This window comes from Pseudoalteromonas sp. PB2-1 (assembly GCF_045040605.1).
Lineage (GTDB): Bacteria > Pseudomonadota > Gammaproteobacteria > Enterobacterales > Alteromonadaceae > Pseudoalteromonas > Pseudoalteromonas arabiensis.
The window spans coordinates 1,248,403-1,265,611 of the sequence record NZ_CP090667.1 but is presented as its reverse complement, the minus strand read 5'-3'; the positions used below and the strand labels follow the sequence as shown (position 1 = coordinate 1,265,611).

Annotated in this window: 16 protein-coding genes; 5 read left to right on the top strand and 11 right to left on the bottom strand. The window is 41.3% G+C overall.

What is annotated here, in order from left to right; translation table 11 throughout:
* Positions 1 to 146: 146 nt before the first annotated feature.
* The 5 genes from rplS to ffh all read right to left on the bottom strand — a co-directional run bounded on the left by rplS (position 147) and on the right by ffh (position 3,725).
* A complete protein-coding gene (gene rplS, locus L0Z67_RS05795; protein ID WP_004587324.1) occupies positions 147 to 506 on the bottom strand; it encodes a 50S ribosomal protein L19 in 360 nt (119 codons plus the stop codon).
* A 33-nt stretch (positions 507 to 539) separates the two neighbouring features.
* Complete coding sequence (gene trmD / locus L0Z67_RS05790) at positions 540 to 1,307, bottom strand: tRNA (guanosine(37)-N1)-methyltransferase TrmD (protein WP_062570537.1); 768 nt, start codon at positions 1,305 to 1,307, stop codon at positions 540 to 542.
* Positions 1,307 to 1,840, bottom strand: a complete 534-nt coding sequence (rimM, locus tag L0Z67_RS05785; RefSeq protein WP_062570536.1) for a ribosome maturation factor RimM — start codon at positions 1,838 to 1,840, stop codon at positions 1,307 to 1,309. Before rimM ends, trmD begins: the two co-directional genes overlap by 1 nt.
* 17 nt (positions 1,841 to 1,857) lie before the next feature.
* Entirely contained in the window at positions 1,858 to 2,106 is a 249-nt protein-coding gene (rpsP, locus tag L0Z67_RS05780) for a 30S ribosomal protein S16 (RefSeq protein ID WP_036967110.1), read from the bottom strand.
* 242 nt (positions 2,107 to 2,348) lie between these two features.
* The gene (gene ffh / locus L0Z67_RS05775; protein ID WP_062570535.1) at positions 2,349 to 3,725 is read right to left on the bottom strand and encodes a signal recognition particle protein; all 1,377 of its coding nucleotides are present in this window, start codon (positions 3,723 to 3,725) and stop codon (positions 2,349 to 2,351) included.
* A 236-nt stretch (positions 3,726 to 3,961) separates the two neighbouring features.
* On the opposite strand from ffh, the gene L0Z67_RS05770 reads away from it, so the two are divergent.
* From L0Z67_RS05770 to L0Z67_RS05760, 3 genes are all read left to right on the top strand, one after another.
* Positions 3,962 to 4,765: an inner membrane protein YpjD gene (locus L0Z67_RS05770; protein ID WP_062570534.1), complete on the top strand. Its 804-nt coding sequence runs from the start codon at positions 3,962 to 3,964 to the stop codon at positions 4,763 to 4,765.
* Between the two features lie 61 nt (positions 4,766 to 4,826).
* The gene (locus L0Z67_RS05765; RefSeq protein WP_083515358.1) at positions 4,827 to 6,098 is read left to right on the top strand and encodes an HlyC/CorC family transporter; all 1,272 of its coding nucleotides are present in this window, start codon (positions 4,827 to 4,829) and stop codon (positions 6,096 to 6,098) included.
* A 139-nt stretch (positions 6,099 to 6,237) separates the two neighbouring features.
* Positions 6,238 to 7,077, top strand: a complete 840-nt coding sequence (locus L0Z67_RS05760; RefSeq protein WP_405128710.1) for a mechanosensitive ion channel family protein — start codon at positions 6,238 to 6,240, stop codon at positions 7,075 to 7,077.
* Positions 7,078 to 7,126: 49 nt separating this feature from the next.
* On the opposite strand, the gene L0Z67_RS05755 is transcribed toward L0Z67_RS05760, so the two are convergent.
* Positions 7,127 to 7,735 carry a transglycosylase SLT domain-containing protein gene (locus L0Z67_RS05755; protein WP_062570531.1) on the bottom strand — a complete coding sequence of 203 codons (609 nt, stop codon included), beginning with the start codon at positions 7,733 to 7,735 and terminating at the stop codon, positions 7,127 to 7,129.
* Between the two features lie 135 nt (positions 7,736 to 7,870).
* Positions 7,871 to 9,448, bottom strand: a complete 1,578-nt coding sequence (gene gshA / locus L0Z67_RS05750; RefSeq protein WP_405128571.1) for a glutamate--cysteine ligase — start codon at positions 9,446 to 9,448, stop codon at positions 7,871 to 7,873.
* A 420-nt stretch (positions 9,449 to 9,868) separates the two neighbouring features.
* Here gshA and L0Z67_RS05745 point away from each other — a divergent pair, with 420 nt between their 5' ends.
* Positions 9,869 to 11,416 (top strand): methyl-accepting chemotaxis protein, encoded by a 1,548-nt coding sequence (locus L0Z67_RS05745; protein WP_405128570.1) that lies wholly within the window; start codon positions 9,869 to 9,871, stop codon positions 11,414 to 11,416.
* A gap of 60 nt (positions 11,417 to 11,476) precedes the next feature.
* Here L0Z67_RS05745 and clpB read toward each other — a convergent pair whose 3' ends face one another.
* The 3 genes from clpB to rluD all read right to left on the bottom strand — a co-directional run bounded on the left by clpB (position 11,477) and on the right by rluD (position 15,857).
* On the bottom strand, positions 11,477 to 14,053 hold the full coding sequence (clpB, locus tag L0Z67_RS05740; RefSeq protein ID WP_130151258.1) for an ATP-dependent chaperone ClpB: 2,577 nt from the start codon (positions 14,051 to 14,053) through the stop codon (positions 11,477 to 11,479).
* A gap of 98 nt (positions 14,054 to 14,151) precedes the next feature.
* Positions 14,152 to 14,880, bottom strand: coding sequence for a peptidoglycan editing factor PgeF (gene pgeF, locus L0Z67_RS05735; RefSeq protein ID WP_405128709.1), 729 nt, complete (start codon positions 14,878 to 14,880; stop codon positions 14,152 to 14,154).
* Complete coding sequence (gene rluD / locus L0Z67_RS05730; RefSeq protein ID WP_062570526.1) at positions 14,880 to 15,857, bottom strand: 23S rRNA pseudouridine(1911/1915/1917) synthase RluD; 978 nt, start codon at positions 15,855 to 15,857, stop codon at positions 14,880 to 14,882. The genes pgeF and rluD overlap by 1 nt, the downstream gene beginning before the upstream one ends.
* A gap of 124 nt (positions 15,858 to 15,981) precedes the next feature.
* On the opposite strand from rluD, the gene L0Z67_RS05725 reads away from it, so the two are divergent.
* Positions 15,982 to 16,746: an outer membrane protein assembly factor BamD gene (locus L0Z67_RS05725; protein ID WP_405128569.1), complete on the top strand. Its 765-nt coding sequence runs from the start codon at positions 15,982 to 15,984 to the stop codon at positions 16,744 to 16,746.
* Positions 16,747 to 16,801: 55 nt separating this feature from the next.
* On the opposite strand, the gene glnB is transcribed toward L0Z67_RS05725, so the two are convergent.
* Positions 16,802 to 17,140: a nitrogen regulatory protein P-II gene (glnB, locus tag L0Z67_RS05720; RefSeq protein ID WP_062570524.1), complete on the bottom strand. Its 339-nt coding sequence runs from the start codon at positions 17,138 to 17,140 to the stop codon at positions 16,802 to 16,804.
* Positions 17,141 to 17,209 lie beyond the last annotated feature (69 nt).

Sequence of the window (17,209 nt, the reverse complement as noted above, 5' to 3'; positions counted from 1 at the left end):
GACAGATTTAATCCCACAAAATGATTAAGTATTATTGCGGATTGGTATAAAGGATAAGTTTATAGAGAGTTGCTTTTTTAAAAAACCAAAACGGGTTGCAACCCGAAGGCTGCAACCCGTTTTTTTGCGTTGATAAACAGCGCGTATTAGTTAAGTTTTTCTCTAATACGTGCAGATTTACCAGAACGCTCACGTAGATAGTAAAGCTTAGCACGGCGAACTGCACCGCGACGCTTAACTGTTACGCTGTCGATAAGAGGGCTGTGCGTTTGGAATACACGCTCAACACCTTCACCGCTCGAAATTTTACGAACTGTGAATGCTGAGTGAAGACCACGATTACGCTTAGCGATTACAACACCTTCAAAGGCCTGTAGACGCTCTTTGTTACCTTCTTTTACACGTACCTGTACAACTACTGTATCACCAGCGCCGAATGCTGGTACGTCTGTTTTAAGCTGCTCTTCTTCAAGCGCTTTAATAATATTTTGGTTTACTTTTGCCATTATATTTCTCACTTTCCTAGGTGTAACTGTCTTCTAGCCACAAGCTTGTTGGTACTCTTGCTTGAATTCTGCAAGAAGTGCCGCTTGCTCCTCAGTCAGAGCTAGGTTATGCAACAAGTCAGGACGACGTAACCAAGTTCTACCTAATGACTGCTTTAAGCGCCATTTTGCTATCTCTTGGTGGTTTCCGCTGAGTAATACAGCAGGCACCTGTTTATCATCCAATGTTTCTGGCCGTGTATAATGAGGGCAATCAAGCAATCCATCCGAAAATGAATCTTGCTCTGCTGATTGGTTGTGACCTAGCACCCCTGGCACTAATCGTGCGACTGCATCAATTAATGTCATGGCGGGTAGCTCACCACCACTCAGAATAAAATCACCTATTGACCATTCTTCGTCAACATATGATTCTATGATTCGCTCATCTATACCTTCATAGCGACCGGCAATCAAAATCAGTTTTTTAGAGCTTGCGAGTTCGCTCGCCCCTTGCTGATCTAATTTGCGCCCTTGCGGGGACATATAAATTACTTTAGCACCATCACCTGCCGCTTTTTTTGCGTCAAGAATGGCTTGTTTCAATGGTTCAACCATCATTAACATACCAGGACCGCCCCCATAAGGACGATCGTCCACAGTTCTATGCTTATCAGTAGCATAGTCACGTGGATTCCAGCAGTTAAAGTCGATTAGACCATTTTTAACTGCGCGACCAGTTACCCCTTCATTGGTAATAGCGTCAAACATGTTCGGGAAAAGGCTTATCACCCCTACCCACAATGAACTCGTTTGTGACATTAAAACCCAGGATCCCAGTCTACGGTAATTTCTCTCGCCTCGTGTTTAACTTCTTTAATAACAGAGTCTGTTAAAAATGGAATTAAACGTTCAGCTTGGCCAAATGCATCTTTTTTGTTTGCTTTCACAACCAAAACATCATTTGACCCTGTCTCCATTAGGTCATCAACCGTGCCTAAATTATAACCTTTATCAGTTACAACAGACATGCCGATGAGATCTCGCCAATAGAATTCACCTTGCGGTAATTCTGGTAGCTGCGCTGCATCTACAGAGATTTCAACATTGGTCAACGCCATTGCTTCATCTCGGTCGTTTACTTGCGCAACTTTAGCGATAAAGCCTTTGTTGTGGCGACGCCAGTCGACCACTTCTAAGGTCTGCCATTTACCTTGTTGCCCTATCAACCATGGGCTGAAATCGAAGATCCCTTCGGGATCATCAGTAAATGAATGCACCTTAAGCCAGCCCTTTATACCATAGGGGGCACCGAGCTTTCCTACAACGATTATCGAGGTGTTCTCTTGACTCATGGTTACACTTACGCCTATTAAGCCGCTTTACGAGCGTCTTTAACTAATTTAGCTACGCGATCTGAAAGAGATGCGCCTTGACCTACCCAGTGTTCAACACGAGATAAATCTAAACGTACTTTTTCTTCCTGACCAGAAGCGATTGGGTTAAAGAAACCTACTTTCTCGATGAAGCGACCGTCACGCGAGAAACGGCTATCCGCAACCACAATTTGATAGAAAGGGCGTTTTTTAGCGCCACCACGTTGCAAACGAATAGTTACCATACCGTCCTCTAAATAGATTGACTGTTTTCATTAATAAGATTTACTCCCCAATACGGGAAGCTGGGGAATTGTACGAGTTTTTTGCAACATTGCAAGTAAGAAGTGATGCAAAATGTAAGTTTAGTTGATTAAACACTGATCTGCGCTAGCGATCTTAACTTTGCATAGTGATTACGCATAATTTATCCATTAAAAAAGGAGCTATTTGCTCCTTCTTTAAGATAAGCACTATAAAGGTGGTATTAAAACTTAGGGCCTCCGCCCATCATACCTGGCGGTAACATGCCTTTCATGCCACGCATCATTTTCTTCATGCCGCCTTTACCTTTCATTTTCTTCATCATTTTTTGCATCTGCGTAAATTGCTTAAGCAATTTATTGATTTCTTGCACCTGTGTACCAGAGCCTGCTGCAATACGTTTTTTACGAGAGCCTTTGATGATTTCAGGGCGCGCACGCTCTTTCGCAGTCATTGAGTTAATAATCGCTTCCATTTGTACAAACGTTTTATCACCCATTTGCCCCTTAACTGCATCAGGTAAGTTTTGCATACCCGGCAATTTATCGAGCATTGACATCATACCGCCCATGTTTTTCATCTGACGAAGCTGCTCTGCAAAGTCATCAAGTGTAAATCCATCACCTTTAAAGACTTTCTCAGCAACTTTAGCCGCTTTCTCTTTATCAACTTTCATTTCGACTTCTTCGATTAATGAAAGTACATCACCCATACCTAGGATACGAGAAGCAATACGGTCAGGGTGGAATGGTTCAAGTGCATCGGTACGCTCACCCACACCCATGAACTTAATTGGCTTACCCGTGATATGACGAATTGATAGTGCAGCACCACCACGAGCATCACCATCCGTTTTCGTTAAGATCACACCACTTAAAGGAAGCGCTTCGTCAAATGCTTTTGCTGTATTTGCAGCATCTTGACCTGTCATTGCATCAACAACAAATAAAGTTTCGATTGGGTTAATCGCGCTATGAAGTGCTTTGATTTCATCCATCATGTCGTTATCAACATGCAAACGACCCGCGGTATCGACTAACACGACATCGATAAATTTCTTCTTCGCATGAGAGATAGCATTATTTGCGATATCAACCGGCTTTTGCGAAATATCACTCGGGAAGAACTCAACGCCGACTTCATCTGCAAGTGTTTCAAGCTGTTTAATTGCCGCTGGACGATAAACGTCAGCACTCACAACAAGTACCGATTTCTTTTTACGCTCTTTTAAAAATTTAGCTAGTTTACCGACACTCGTCGTTTTACCCGCACCTTGCAGGCCTGCCATCATTACAACAGCTGGCGGCTGCGCATTAAGGCTAAGCTCTTCATTCGCTTCGCCCATGGCTTTTTCAAGCTCTTCGCGGACAATTTTGATAAAAACTTGGCCAGGGCTTAAGCTTTTAGTGACTTCAACACCCACCGCACGTTCTTTAACTTGCTTAACAAACTCACGAACAACAGGCAGTGCAACATCCGCTTCCAAAAATGCCATGCGGACTTCACGTAATGTATCTTTAATATTGTCTTCAGTTAGGCGTCCACGACCACTGATATTTTTTAAGGTTTTACCTAAGCGTTCTTGGAGATTCTCAAACATGTAAAGGTTCCGATAAAACGTGTTTCGCCTGTTTCTTAGATTGATATAAAGCCCAAAACAGGAGAAATTAAAATTTCAATTCTTAACAGTATACCGTAAATGGTGGTCGACAATACAGTGTTCAAGTGTGCTGTTTGAGTTTCTTTTTACAAACTCTATGCTTTTTCCTTACTATAAAATACAATGGCATCAAAGAGACAAGGATTTATCGATATAAATTAAATGGCCAAAACACGATGATTATTAGTTTAACTATTATTGCTAGTTTGTTTTATGTGTTAGCAACGTCACACGTGCTATCACGCCTTTTTCACAAACAAGGTCCGAGCCAGAAACTCACGGTCATTTTAAGCACGGTTGCTATCCTTGCTCATATGCTGCTATTGGTTAACTCTGTGTTTCGTGCAGATGGTCAAGATTTAAGTATTGTGAATGTTGCCCTACTGACATGTTGGGTTATTGTTGTCTCTGTCACAGCAGTTTCTTTAAAGTTTCCAGCGACACTGTTACTCCCCGTTGTATATGGGTTTGCGGCAATACTTACCTTAGCCAGCTTGTTTATTCCTCACCACGTTATTTTGCATACAATTGATGTCGAGCTAGGGCTGGTTACACATATTTCCCTGTCTTTATTAGCTTACTGCGTGCTCATTATATCGACTCTTTATGCCATTCAGTTTTACTTTATTGATAAACGCCTAAAGCGTAAAGATTTAGCGATAGTGCACAGCCACTTACCCCCTTTAATGGTGGTTGAGCGTCAGCTGTATCAATTACTTACTTTAGGGACGATTTTACTCACCTTTGCCCTGCTATCTGGCTTTATTTTCCTTGATGGTATGTTTGCTAGTGAGTTTATTCATAAAACAATTCTCTCTTTACTTGCTTGGGTTATTTTTACCGTTGTGACTATCGGTCACCTGCGTAAAGGTTGGCGAGGGAAGCCTGTGGTATTTTCGATCATGATAGCCGCATTTATCTTATCACTTGCTTATTTTGGCAGCCGTTTCATACAAGAAGTGATACTAAATAAGTTTTAACTTGACTCAGCAAGCTGTCTCTAGCTTAATATGCATTGGTTTATAAAAAAAGGATCCATCGTTGGACGACATATCGACTAGTACCCTGTTTATTGTATTGGGATTATTGATACTTATTTCTGCTTATTTTTCTGGTTCTGAAACTGGAATTATGTCAATTAACCGTATTCGCTTGCGCCATTTAGCAAAAGAAGATCACCGTGCAGCGAAACGCGTCAGTAAACTGTTAAGCCGTCCTGATAGACTAATTGGTCTGATCTTAATCGGAAATAACCTCGTTAATATCGCAGCGGCTCAAGTCGCTACGATTATAGGAATTCGCCTGTATGGTGACTTGGGTATTGCTATTGCCACCGGCGTATTAACGCTTGTTGTGCTTATTTTTGCTGAAGTGACCCCTAAAACACTCGCAGCGCTCTATCCTGAGAAGGTCGCTTTTCCAAGCTCTATCATCCTTAAAGGGCTATTAAAAATACTATTTCCGTTTGTCGTTATCGTTAACTGGATGACCAATGGTATGTTGCGCCTATTTGGCATTACCACGGCACAAATTGAAGAGCACAGCCTAAGCAAAGAAGAGCTAAAAACGGTGGTAAATGAATCAGGGGCCCTGCTTCCTGCTCGCCATCAAAGCATGCTGACATCTATTTTAGATTTAGAGCAAGTCACCGTAGAAGATATCATGATCCCACGAAATGAGATTGTTGCAATTGATATCAATGATGATTGGAAGCTTATCAGTCGCCAATTAACACATGCACAACACACGCGTGTACTGCTTTATAGAGACCAAATTGACGATGCAGTAGGCTTCATTCATTCGCGTGATGCACTGCGCCTGTTAACAAAAGAGCAATTTGATAAGCCTTCACTATTACGTGCCGTTCGTGAGATTTACTTTATTCCTGAAGGGACATCACTCAATACACAACTTTTAAAATTCCAACAATCAAAAGAGCGAATTGGTCTAGTTGTAGATGAATATGGTGATATTCAAGGTCTCGTGACACTTGAAGATATCTTAGAAGAAGTGGTTGGAGATTTCACAACAACGCAAACCCGTACGCCAAGTGAAGAAGTAACAGAGCAAGACGATGGTTCTGTACTTGTCGATGGTGGCGCTAATATTCGTGACTTAAATAAAGAAATGAACTGGGAGCTCCCTATAGATGGGCCAAAAACTTTAAGTGGTTTAATTGTAGAATACCTTGAAGATATTCCAGATGCTAACTTAAGTTTGCGTATTGCTGGCTACCCTATCGAAGTATTAGAAGTTAAAGAAAATATGGTAAAACTGGTTAAAGTAATCCCCAGTAAACGTATTCAAGAATAAGAAAAGGAGTAGCTTGCTACTCCTTTTTTCTTACGCATATTAGCGCCTCTGAAGTTTCACATTTTTCTGCTAAAGAACACACTTTCATGTTAATTCGTCTAGTATTGTGTCCGGTTAAGTTTATTTACATGGAGCAACAATAGACAATATTTCAATCGAAAAAGTATATAACCAAGCTATCGAATTACTCATGTTATATGGGCCAAAATTTATTTTAGCTATTTTAGTCTTGGTTATAGGGTGGTGGTTGATTGGCCGCATCGCCAACATGGCCGAAAAATCAATGAACAGAGTAAAATTTGAAGCTGGGCTCACACACTTTTTAGTGTCATTTATTTCAGTCATTTTAAAAATACTCTTGCTGATTTCTGTTGCCTCTATGATTGGCATCGAAACCACCTCATTCATCGCTATGTTAGGTGCTGCAGGCTTAGCCGTTGGTATGGCACTGCAAGGTAGTTTAGCTAATTTTGCAGGTGGTGTTCTGATTTTATTCTTTAAACCGTTTAAAGTCGGTGATGTTATTGAAGCACAAGGTTATATGGGGAAAGTTGTTGAGATTCAAATTTTTGTCACTGTGCTACTTACTTATGATAATGAAAAAATAATCATTCCAAATGGCGCTTTATCTAATGGCTGTGTCAAAAACAAATTTGCAGAGCCTACACGCCGTGTTGATATAGAGTTTGGTATTAGTTATGGCGATGATGTTCATAAGGCGCGAGAAGTGCTTATGGGTGTGTTGAATGACTATGAATTAGTACTAAAAGATCAAGATGCGAAAAAGCCGGTGGTACATGTTAGTCAACATGGCGATAGTCATATTGGTATGCTGGTATGGGCGTGGGTTAACTCAGAGAATTACTGGCCAGTGTATTTTGGCTTGTATGAAAAAGTAAAAATTGCTTTTGATGCAGCGGATATCACTATTCCGTTTCCGCAACGGGATGTACACATTCACCAATTTCCTGGCAAATAATTTATCATTAAAAAACCCACATTTTTGTGGGTTTTTAACTAAATAACTGCTAACTAAACAAGCGCTCAAACCAGTTTTTATCCAACTCATCTTCGCATTTTCTAAGTTGTGCACCATAACGACTTGCTCGATGCTTAACTTTATTTGCCACACTCATCAACCATTTTTTCTTTTTATACGTACCACGTTTATAACCGCCCCACCCTTCATGATAATTAAGGTACTGCGCGTAAGCGTCCCACTTTGAAACACCATTTACTTTATGTGTTTTATAAACAAACCACGCCATAAAATCGATGGCATCATCGAAATCATCTCTATCTGCACCACTGTTATTAGTTTCACGAATATAGTCTGACCATGTTGGTGTTTTTGCTTGTGAGTAACCATAGGCTGAGCTTACACGACCAATTGGGATGATCCACAGAAAGTATTCCATAGGTGGTGTTGCATCATGACGAAACGAGCTTTCCTGATACATCATGCTCATTAATACATGTTTTGGCGATCCCCACTTTTCTTGAGCATCGCGAGCATCATAATACCAATCAGGCTTTTCTTCGAAAATCTTACAAATATCATGGGGTTGCTCAGGAGGAGCTGTAGCACAACCAGCCAAAGATGCGGCCAGCGATAAAATAATTAAACTTTTTTTCATTTTTTTATGTATCTCGCTGAACTTTTTTTTAGTGGGTCAGTCTGAACTTATGAATGCAGCAGTATAGCATTGTTTCATCCCTGAAGAATCTTTGACGCAGCCTCTCCCTAGGCTGCGTTTTTTTATGTCTAAAATTTACTTCACCTTTGCAAAGTAATCATCTAAAAATGCAGTGAAAGACAGATTATCTTCTGCTTTTACTTCGCGTTCTTTTGTTACCGACTTAGATGCTTGCTCAGTTAAAAAAGCCTCATCGTAAAATTGATAATCAGCGCCTAGGTGACTTTGCTTATATTGCTGTGCAAGTGTTAATGCAAACTCACCATTATCTTGGTTAGTGTTTGCTAATATATCAATGTATCGTCCTGAAAATGTTTTATTTGGCTCACTAACCCAGGCCGCAAGCGTTGCCACTGTTTCACTGTAATAACTTACGCCATAGGCAGCATCCATATAGTGCGCCACCGACTTTAGTTTATCGAATATTGACGTTGCCCACGTCGTCAAGCTTACTGACTCACCTTGCTTTAACAGTTGCAAATCAGGACTACGTCCCTCGTTTACTACGGCATCAAGGTTTTTAGTACTGAGACTTTGCTCCTGCCAGTCCATCGCAGGGGAATCACTTAATAAGCAATAAGTTAAAAATACATCTAAAAAGTGGATCTGTTGTAAGTCGATACCCGTTTCACTAAATGGATTGACATCTAAGGCACGTACTTCAATGTATTCAATTCCACCTCGTAGCAAAGCATCCGTAGGGGTTTCTCCACTGGCAGCATTTCGTTTAGGCCTAATCGGTGAGTAGAATTCATTTTCGATTTGGAGAATGTTTTTATTCAACTGTTTTGGTGTTTCGCTGGTGTAATCATCAATATGATTATAAATATTTGATGGTGTATTAATGGCTTCTTTTAAACCAACAACGTACTCATCTAACGAGTTGTACATCACACGTAAAGAAGATTGTGCGCTGTTTGTATAGCCCAAATCACCAAGACGTAAAGCGGTGCCAACCTCTAAGTAAAGTGTACCTTTACCTAACTTTTTAAATGGCAGCTCAGTTTGACGCCCTTGAAGAAAAGAGTGACATAACGCAGGGGAGGCACCAAATAAATAGCTAATTAACCAAAGTTCGCGTTTAAAATTACGAATTAAACCTAAGTAACCATCAGATATAAAATCTGCTAAGTCCTTTGTGCTATCACTTAGCTCATGTAGTCCCTGCCATAACGTGTCAGGGAAGGAAATATTAAAATGCACACCTGCAATGGCTTGCATCATACTACCATAACGATTTTTAAGCCCTTCACGGTAGAGTGTTTTCATGCGACCGATATTTGAGTCACCAAATTGCGCCAGCACAATGTCATCTTGGTTATCAATAAAGCATGGCATACTAATAGGCCATAACAATTCGTCACCCATTTGAGACAAGGTAAACTTCTGTAAATCTTTAAGCTGCGCTAATGTTTGCTCAGGTGAGGTACTGACTGGCGTAATAAACTCTAATAAAGATTCTGAAAAATCTGTAGTTATATGATCATTGGTCAGTGCGCACCCTACTCCTTGCGGATGCCCCTTCTTTGAAATAACACCGTTAGGTTTGATCCTTAATGCTTCTCGCTCGATGCCACGTTTAATCCCATTAATTGCGGTTGGATAGTGTGCCGATAACGCTTGTAGCGTTTTGTTTAAATCATGTTTTATCAAAAATGCTTCCTCGAGCCACGTGGCTTTAATCCCAAGTGTATGGGGGCAGAATATAAATTCTCAAGAGAAAAATTAGAATCTCTATCCATGCAACTGTAATTAATGTCGATACCCTGACAACTCCATCACTTAGTCATCATCTTGCCATTCAGATAACTATAATACAATTGCTTTGATAGCACTTCATTGATGCGAAATTGTTTCGCTAATCAATAATGAGACCTCATGCCAATAAAATTTATTTCAATTACGACCTTTTGGTTAAGCCACAAACACATGTTTTCAGACAAGACATTGTTCTAGATCAATATTTATATGAAATAATTCAAAGTTTCACTTAATTAACATAGTTACTCTTCCCTTACATTTTTCTGAGACTATAATCCGCACATAGTAAAAAAGTACATTTCAAGGACTAAAATGCGTCGTGGTCAAGAAACAATCAATCAGGAAGTAACCTACTCTGAACATCAAGAGCTTGTCTCAACAACCGATTTACGTGGGGTAATCACCTACGTAAACAAAGAGTTTTGCACCATAGCAGGCTATAGCGAGGAAGAGCTGCTGGGTAAGAATCACAACATGGTTAGACACCCAGATATGCCAAAAGCTGCATTTAAGGAGATGTGGGAAAAGCTCAAACAGGGTCACTCATGGCGAGGCATGGTGAAAAACCGCTGTAAAGATGGTCGATATTATTGGGTTGATGCCTTTGTAACCCCTATTTATGAACACGGGCAATTAGTTGGCTATCAATCAGTGCGTACAAAACCATCAGAAGAGCTCAAAACACGTGCCATGGCACTATACGAAAAAATAAATAATGGTAAATCTATTTCATCTTTTCGTGAAAATATCTCATTGCGACAACTCATTTCTGTTGTTATTGCGGCTGCGGCTATTGTTGCGCTTGGCTTGATGACATCAACAGTCATTGCGGCGATCTCTTTTATGGTTACAGTATTTCTTGTTGCTCTTAATTATGACGAGCTAATCGTGACCCCAACAGAGCTTAAAAAACAGCGTGCTGAGTTTGACTCTGTGTCTCGTTATGTGTATTCAGGTGCTCATCCATTTAGCGTTGCAGCCTATAATCAGCAAATGTTATCAGCAAAACTGCGTACGGTTCTTGGCCGTATTAAAGATTCGACCTATTCATTTAAAGATATTGCTACAAACTTAGATAGGCAGTCTTCGTTGACTGAGCAAGGGATTGCAGCCCAAGGTCAACGCTTGGGCGATATTGCAACAGCAATGACGCAGATGAGTGCAACTATTGGTGAAATATCTGCAAATACACACCACACAGCAGAGAAAGTTAATACGACTTATCAAAGTTGTAATGACATTAAGCTGCACATAGAAGATAACAGCGGTATGGTGTCTGCACTTGCAAATCAAGTTGAACAAGCTGCTACAACAGCTAACTCCCTTGCTAGTGAGGCGGATAAAATTGGCCAAGTTATGAGTGAGATTGAAGGTATTGCAGAGCAAACCAACTTATTAGCACTTAATGCAGCGATAGAAGCGGCCCGTGCTGGCGAGCATGGCCGAGGCTTTGCTGTGGTAGCCGATGAGGTACGAGCTCTTTCATCTCGAACTCAAAATGCTACGTCACAAATTCACAGCTCAATCAAAGAAATTCAAGATACTTTATTCAGTTGGTCAAAAGTAATGCAATCAACTAAAGAGCAAGCTGATAGCTGTGTAAGCACGACTACACATACACAAACCGAGCTTGCGAGCATTTTTGCACAAATTGATGAGATCTCTAGCCTTGCAACAGAGATTTCAACTGCTGCGGAAGAGCAACAAGTGGTCAGTGTTGATATTCGTACCAATGTAGACAGCATCAAAGGACACAGCGAAGAAAACTTAAAGCTAAGCTACAACGTAGCAAAAGATGCTGCGGGCCTTGTTGAGGGCTCACGTAAAGTGAACGATATGCTGTTAACTTTTAAAGTATAAAATATATTGATAAAAACAAAGCCGCATCAAATTGATGCGGCTTTTTTACGTGCGGTTAATTTAGCGATTTGAAAAAACCAATCCATTTTCATCGGCATCAATATGAATGATGGCACCTGGCTGATAATCTCCAGCTAATAAGCGCTGCGCCAACGGGTTTTCAATGGTATGTTGAATAGCGCGTTTTAAAGGCCTTGCCCCATAAACCGGATCAAAGCCACTTGCAGCAATGCCCTCTAGGGCAGCATCGGTCACTTCAAGCAGATAGCCTTTTTCAGTTAGACGCTCACGAAGCTTACTTAATTGAATATCAGCGATTTCTTTAATGTGCTCATTGGCAAGTGGATGGAATACTACCGTTTCATCAATACGGTTAATAAACTCTGGACGGAACTGACTCACTAAAACGCCCATCACTTTTTCTTTTAAGGTCGCATAGTCATTTGAACCTGCTTGCTCTTGGATAATGTCCGAGCCTAAGTTAGAGGTCATAATGATAACTGTATTTTTAAAGTCAACGGTACGACCCTGACCATCCGTTAAGCGGCCATCATCAAGAACTTGTAGTAAGATGTTAAATACATCAGGGTGCGCTTTTTCAACCTCATCCAGTAAAATAACTGAATACGGACGACGGCGCACGGCTTCGGTTAAATAGCCCCCCTCTTCATAACCTACATAGCCTGGAGGCGCCCCCACTAAACGTGCAACAGAGTGTTTTTCCATAAACTCTGACATATCGATGCGCACCATGGCATCTTCAGTATCAAACATAAAACTAGCCAACGCTTTAGTCAGCTCAGTTTTACCCACCCCTGTTGGGCCTAAAAATAAGAATGAACCAATTGGACGATTTGGATCAGCAAGCCCTGCGCGAGAACGGCGAATGGCATTCGCCACAGCTACAACCGCTTCATCTTGACCAATTACTTTATGATGCAATTGATCTTCCATTTGCAGTAGCTTTTCGCGCTCACCTTGCAGCATTTTCGATACAGGAATACCTGTCCAACGCGATAAAATCTCCGCGATTTCATCTTCACCAACTTGGTTTTTGAGTAAGCTCATTTCTTGCATTTCCGCTTGCGATGCAAGGTCCAGTTTACGCTCAAGTTCAGGAATACGGCCATATTGAAGTTCTGACATGCGCTGTAAATCGCTGGCACGACGTGCCACATCTAAATCAAGGCGTGCCTGTTCAAGCTCAGCTTTAATCACTTGCGTGCCTTGTAACGACGCTTTCTCGGCATTCCACACTTCGTCTAGTTCGCGGTATTGTGCTTCAAGCTCAGTGATCAGCTCTTGCATTTCTGTGCGGCGTTTTTGGCTCGCTTCATCTTTTTCTTTCGCAAGGGCATTATCTTCCAACTTTAACTGAATAATACGACGCTCTAGCTTATCTAAAGATTCTGGCTTTGAGTCAATTTGCAAACGAATCGACGAGCCTGCTTCATCAATGAGGTCAATCGCTTTATCAGGCAATTGACGATCGCTAATGTAACGATGTGATAACTGCGCTGCAGCAACGATGGCCGGATCGGTAATATCAACTGAGTGATGTAACTCATAACGCTCTTTTAAGCCACGTAAAATCGCGATGGTATCTTCAACTGATGGCTCATCAACAAACACTTTTTGAAAACGACGCTCAAGTGCTGCATCTTTTTCGATGTATTGACGATACTCATCGAGGGTCGTCGCACCCACACAGTGAAGCTCACCACGTGCAAGAGCAGGTTTTAACATGTTACCTGCATCCATGGCACCATCTGTTTTACCTGCGCCCACCATGGTATGAATTTCATCAATAAAGAGGATCACTTGGCCTTCTTCTTTGGCAAGTTCATTCAGTACTGATTTTAAACGCTCTTCAAATTCACCACGGTATTTAGCGCCTGCGACCAAGGCACCTAAATCAAGCGATAAAACGCGTTTGCTCTTTAGCCCCTCAGGCACTTCACCATTAATGATGCGTTGCGCTAAGCCTTCGGCAATCGCAGTTTTACCCACACCTGGCTCACCAATGAGTACAGGATTATTTTTGGTACGACGTTGTAATACCTGAATCGTGCGGCGTATCTCATCATCGCGGCCAATAACAGGGTCTAGCTTGCCTTGCTCTGCGCGCTCAGTGAGATCGATTGTGAATTTTTTTAATGCCTGACGAGTTTCTTCAGCATTAGGGTCATCGACTTTTTGGCCACCACGAATAGCCTCGATTGCTGCTTCAATCTTACTCGAAGTAATATTAAGTGCTTTAAAAATATCACCTAGAGGACCTTTGTCTTCGCATGCTGCAAGAACAAATAGCTCACTTGAGATAAATTTATCTTTACGTTTTTGCGCGTATTTATCACACAGGTTTATCAACGAAACCATGTTATTTGATAGTTGAACATCGCCGCCAATGCCTTCAACTTTAAATAGTTTTTCGATTTCTTGCGATAACTTGGTGTTTAATTCATCAGCACTCACGCCTGCTTGGGCTAACAGCGCACGCACACTCGAGCCATTTTGCTGAAGCAAAGAATACATCAAGTGTACTGGCTCAATAAATTGATGATCGCGCCCAAGTGCTAATGACTGCGCATCTGAAAGCGCAGATTGAAATTTACTTGTAAATCTATCTAAACGCATAAGGGTTTACCTATTAAAAAATCTAATTGCTTAATTAATGGGTATGCTTAATGATTTGTTCAAGTAAGAGACGATAATTTAATCGCAAAAAAGTGGTATTAATTGCGCCAGATCAAACTTGCCATACGCCCTGTTTCGCCATCGCGGCGATATGAGAAAAACTGTGACTTATCACTAACAGTACAGTGCTCGCCACCAAAAATATTTACCACGCCTAATTGCGCTAATTGCTGGCGAGCAAGTAAATAAATATCAGCTAAATATTTATCACCTCTAGGCGTAAATGCATGTTGATGGTTAGCATTTAGCTCACAAAAGCATGCTTTTACTTCTTGCCCTACTTCAAATTCTGAAGGGCCAATGGCAGGACCAAACCAAGCAATAATATCGCTTGGTTTAGCTTTAAAATGTGCAATAGTGTTTGCCAATATACCTTGGGCTAAACCACGCCAACCACCATGCACTGCTGCTATTTCATCACCGGTGGTTGAGCAAAGTAATACGGGTAAGCAATCCGCGGTCATTATCGCAAGCGGCTGTTTTGCTACACGAGTATAAAGCGCGTCAGCAGAGCGGACTTGGTTTAAGTCACTGCCTTCATCAATCACCACGACGTCACTGCTATGAATTTGATTTAACCACACAGCAGGATTTGGCAACTGATTTGTTAGCAGCTCTCGATTTGCAAGCACGGCCTGCTCATCATCACCAACATGTAACCCCACATTAAAACTATCAAAAGGTGCAACAGAAACACCGCCCTTGCGAGTAGTACTCAGTGCGCTAATTGTTATTGGGGCAGTCCATGCTGGTGTGATCATAACGATTAAAACTCGATATTTGGGTTTGCTTTGGTGTCTGCGCGTAAAGCTTCTGTCATCGCAGCCATATCATCAGGAATCGGTGCCTGCCATGTCATCATCTCGCCAGTGATCGGGTGAGCAATTGACAGCTTAACTGCATGCAAGGCTTGGCGCTTAAACTCACGAAGCATTTGAAATAGCTCAGGTGTTGCCCCTTTAGGTGGACGTGGACGGCCTCCGTATAGTTGATCGCCCACTAGCGGGTGATTCAAATAAGCCATGTGTACACGGATTTGGTGAGTACGACCGGTTTCTAAGCGTAAACGTAAGCGTGTATGTGCTCTAAATTTTTCTGCAACCCGATAGTGAGTAACCGCGGGTTTACCCATTTCATGCACGGCCATATGAGTTCGTTTAGTTGCATGACGGCCAATTGGTTTTTCAACCATGCCACCTGCTGTCATTGAACCATTACAAATTGCTTCATATTCACGGGTGAAGTTTTCACGCTTTTGTAAAGCAGATACCAAATGTGTTTGCGCAGGAATTGTCTTTGCTACCACCATTAAACCTGTGGTGTCTTTATCTAAACGGTGCACAATACCAGCACGAGGCACATTAATGATATCAGGGTAATGGTGTAACAATGCATTCAATACGGTGCCATCAGGATTACCTGCACCAGGGTGAACAACTAAACCCATTGGTTTATTAATCACTAAAATATCATCGTCTTCATAAACGATGTTTAATTTGATATTTTGTGCTTCGTACTCGCGCGGAGCTTCGATGGTTGTTTCAACACTGACCATTTCGCCACCGAGTAGTTTCTCACGCGGTGTGTTTAATATTTCACCGTTAACGGTTATTTTATCATCTAAAATCCACGTTTTTATACGTGAACGAGAATAATCAGGGAACAATTGTGCCAATACTTGGTCTAGACGTTTACCGCCAAGGTCTATTGGAACCTCGGCTTGGAGAGAAATTTGCTCTGACATTAGTAACTTTACCCAATTTACCAGTGCAAGCTTTGCTCGACTGGGTTAGAATCGCTTTAATACGTATAGTTTACTCGGTTTTCCTCACTTGGCCTAGCCGAAGACATCAAAGGTAATAAATAAAATGATAAATAAAATAGGGAAACGTGCGTTCGCCATAGTTTTTTCAGTTTCATTACTTGGTTTAGGTGCCTGTTCATCAGCACCTGATCAAGAAGATATACAACGGGTTCCTAATAAATCTGCGCAAGCTTTATACGAAGATGCAAAAGAAACATTAGACTCGGGTCTTTATGCCCGTGCAATTGAACTTTTAAGTGCAATTGATTCACGCTATCCATTTGGCCCTTTGTCAAAACAAGTGCAAATGGACTTAGTGTATGCACATTATCAATCAGGTAATACCGAGCAGGCACTGGCAACTATTGACCGCTTTATTCGCCTTAATCCAAACCACAAAGACTTAGATTACATGTATTACATGCGTGGCTTAGTTAATATTAAAGCGGATGAAAATGCATTTCAGGAATATTTTGGTGTAGACCGCGCTGACAGAGACGCAAATCGTACGCGTGTTGCATTTACTGACTTATCAACATTACTAAAGCGTTTCCCTAATAGCGCATATGCCCCTGAAGCTAAAAAACGTTTGGTATGGTTGTTAAATAAAATGGCACGTTACGAATTAAAAGTAGCGCAATACTATTATGAACGTGAGGCGTACCTTGCGGCTGCAAACCGTGGTAAATATGTGGTCGAGCATTACTCACAAAGTAGCTACTTAGATCAAGCGCTTGAGATCATGGTAAAAAGCTACGACAAACTTGGCTTACCTGAGCTAAGTGAACACGCTAAAGCAACGCGAGAAGCGAATAATCGTTCAAATTGATTGAAAACTAAAAAGGCGCCCTTTGGCGCCTTTTTTAATATTTGCGAGTTTTATATTAAATCGCGTCTTCATCTTCTTCAGCAGTACGAATACGAACTACACGCTCAACGTCAGTAACAAAAATTTTACCATCGCCAATTTTACCTGTTTGTGACGTTTTAACGATAACATCAATTGCTCTATCAACATCTTCATCGGCGAGCACGATATCTAGTTTTACTTTCGGTAAAAAATCAACCATGTACTCAGCACCACGATAAAGCTCTGTATGCCCCTTCTGACGACCAAAGCCTTTAACTTCGCTTACTGTCATCCCTGTGATACCCACTTCTGATAATGCTTCACGAACATCATCAAGCTTAAATGGTTTTATGATTGCTTCAATTTTTTTCATTTTTTGGGTTACTTTTTATTTCTTAATTGCCTCGATTTTAGACAATACCGACTCTGATGGCAAACAAAG

Excerpts from the sequence above, each read along its gene's own strand:
- L0Z67_RS05725 (WP_405128569.1), top strand. The coding sequence starts at position 15,982 with ATGATAAATAAAATAGGGAAACGTGCGTTCGCCATAGTTTTTTCAGTT.
- L0Z67_RS05745 (WP_405128570.1), top strand. The coding sequence starts at position 9,869 with ATGCGTCGTGGTCAAGAAACAATCAATCAGGAAGTAACCTACTCTGAA.
- rpsP (WP_036967110.1), bottom strand. The coding sequence starts at position 2,106 with ATGGTAACTATTCGTTTGCAACGTGGTGGCGCTAAAAAACGCCCTTTC.
- rimM (WP_062570536.1), bottom strand. The coding sequence starts at position 1,840 with ATGAGTCAAGAGAACACCTCGATAATCGTTGTAGGAAAGCTCGGTGCC.
- L0Z67_RS05770 (WP_062570534.1), top strand. The coding sequence starts at position 3,962 with ATGATTATTAGTTTAACTATTATTGCTAGTTTGTTTTATGTGTTAGCA.
- rluD (WP_062570526.1), bottom strand. The coding sequence starts at position 15,857 with ATGTCAGAGCAAATTTCTCTCCAAGCCGAGGTTCCAATAGACCTTGGC.
- L0Z67_RS05755 (WP_062570531.1), bottom strand. The coding sequence starts at position 7,735 with ATGAAAAAAAGTTTAATTATTTTATCGCTGGCCGCATCTTTGGCTGGT.
- ffh (WP_062570535.1), bottom strand. The coding sequence starts at position 3,725 with ATGTTTGAGAATCTCCAAGAACGCTTAGGTAAAACCTTAAAAAATATC.
- glnB (WP_062570524.1), bottom strand. The coding sequence starts at position 17,140 with ATGAAAAAAATTGAAGCAATCATAAAACCATTTAAGCTTGATGATGTT.
- clpB (WP_130151258.1), bottom strand. The coding sequence starts at position 14,053 with ATGCGTTTAGATAGATTTACAAGTAAATTTCAATCTGCGCTTTCAGAT.
- trmD (WP_062570537.1), bottom strand. The coding sequence starts at position 1,307 with ATGTCACAAACGAGTTCATTGTGGGTAGGGGTGATAAGCCTTTTCCCG.
- rplS (WP_004587324.1), bottom strand. The coding sequence starts at position 506 with ATGGCAAAAGTAAACCAAAATATTATTAAAGCGCTTGAAGAAGAGCAG.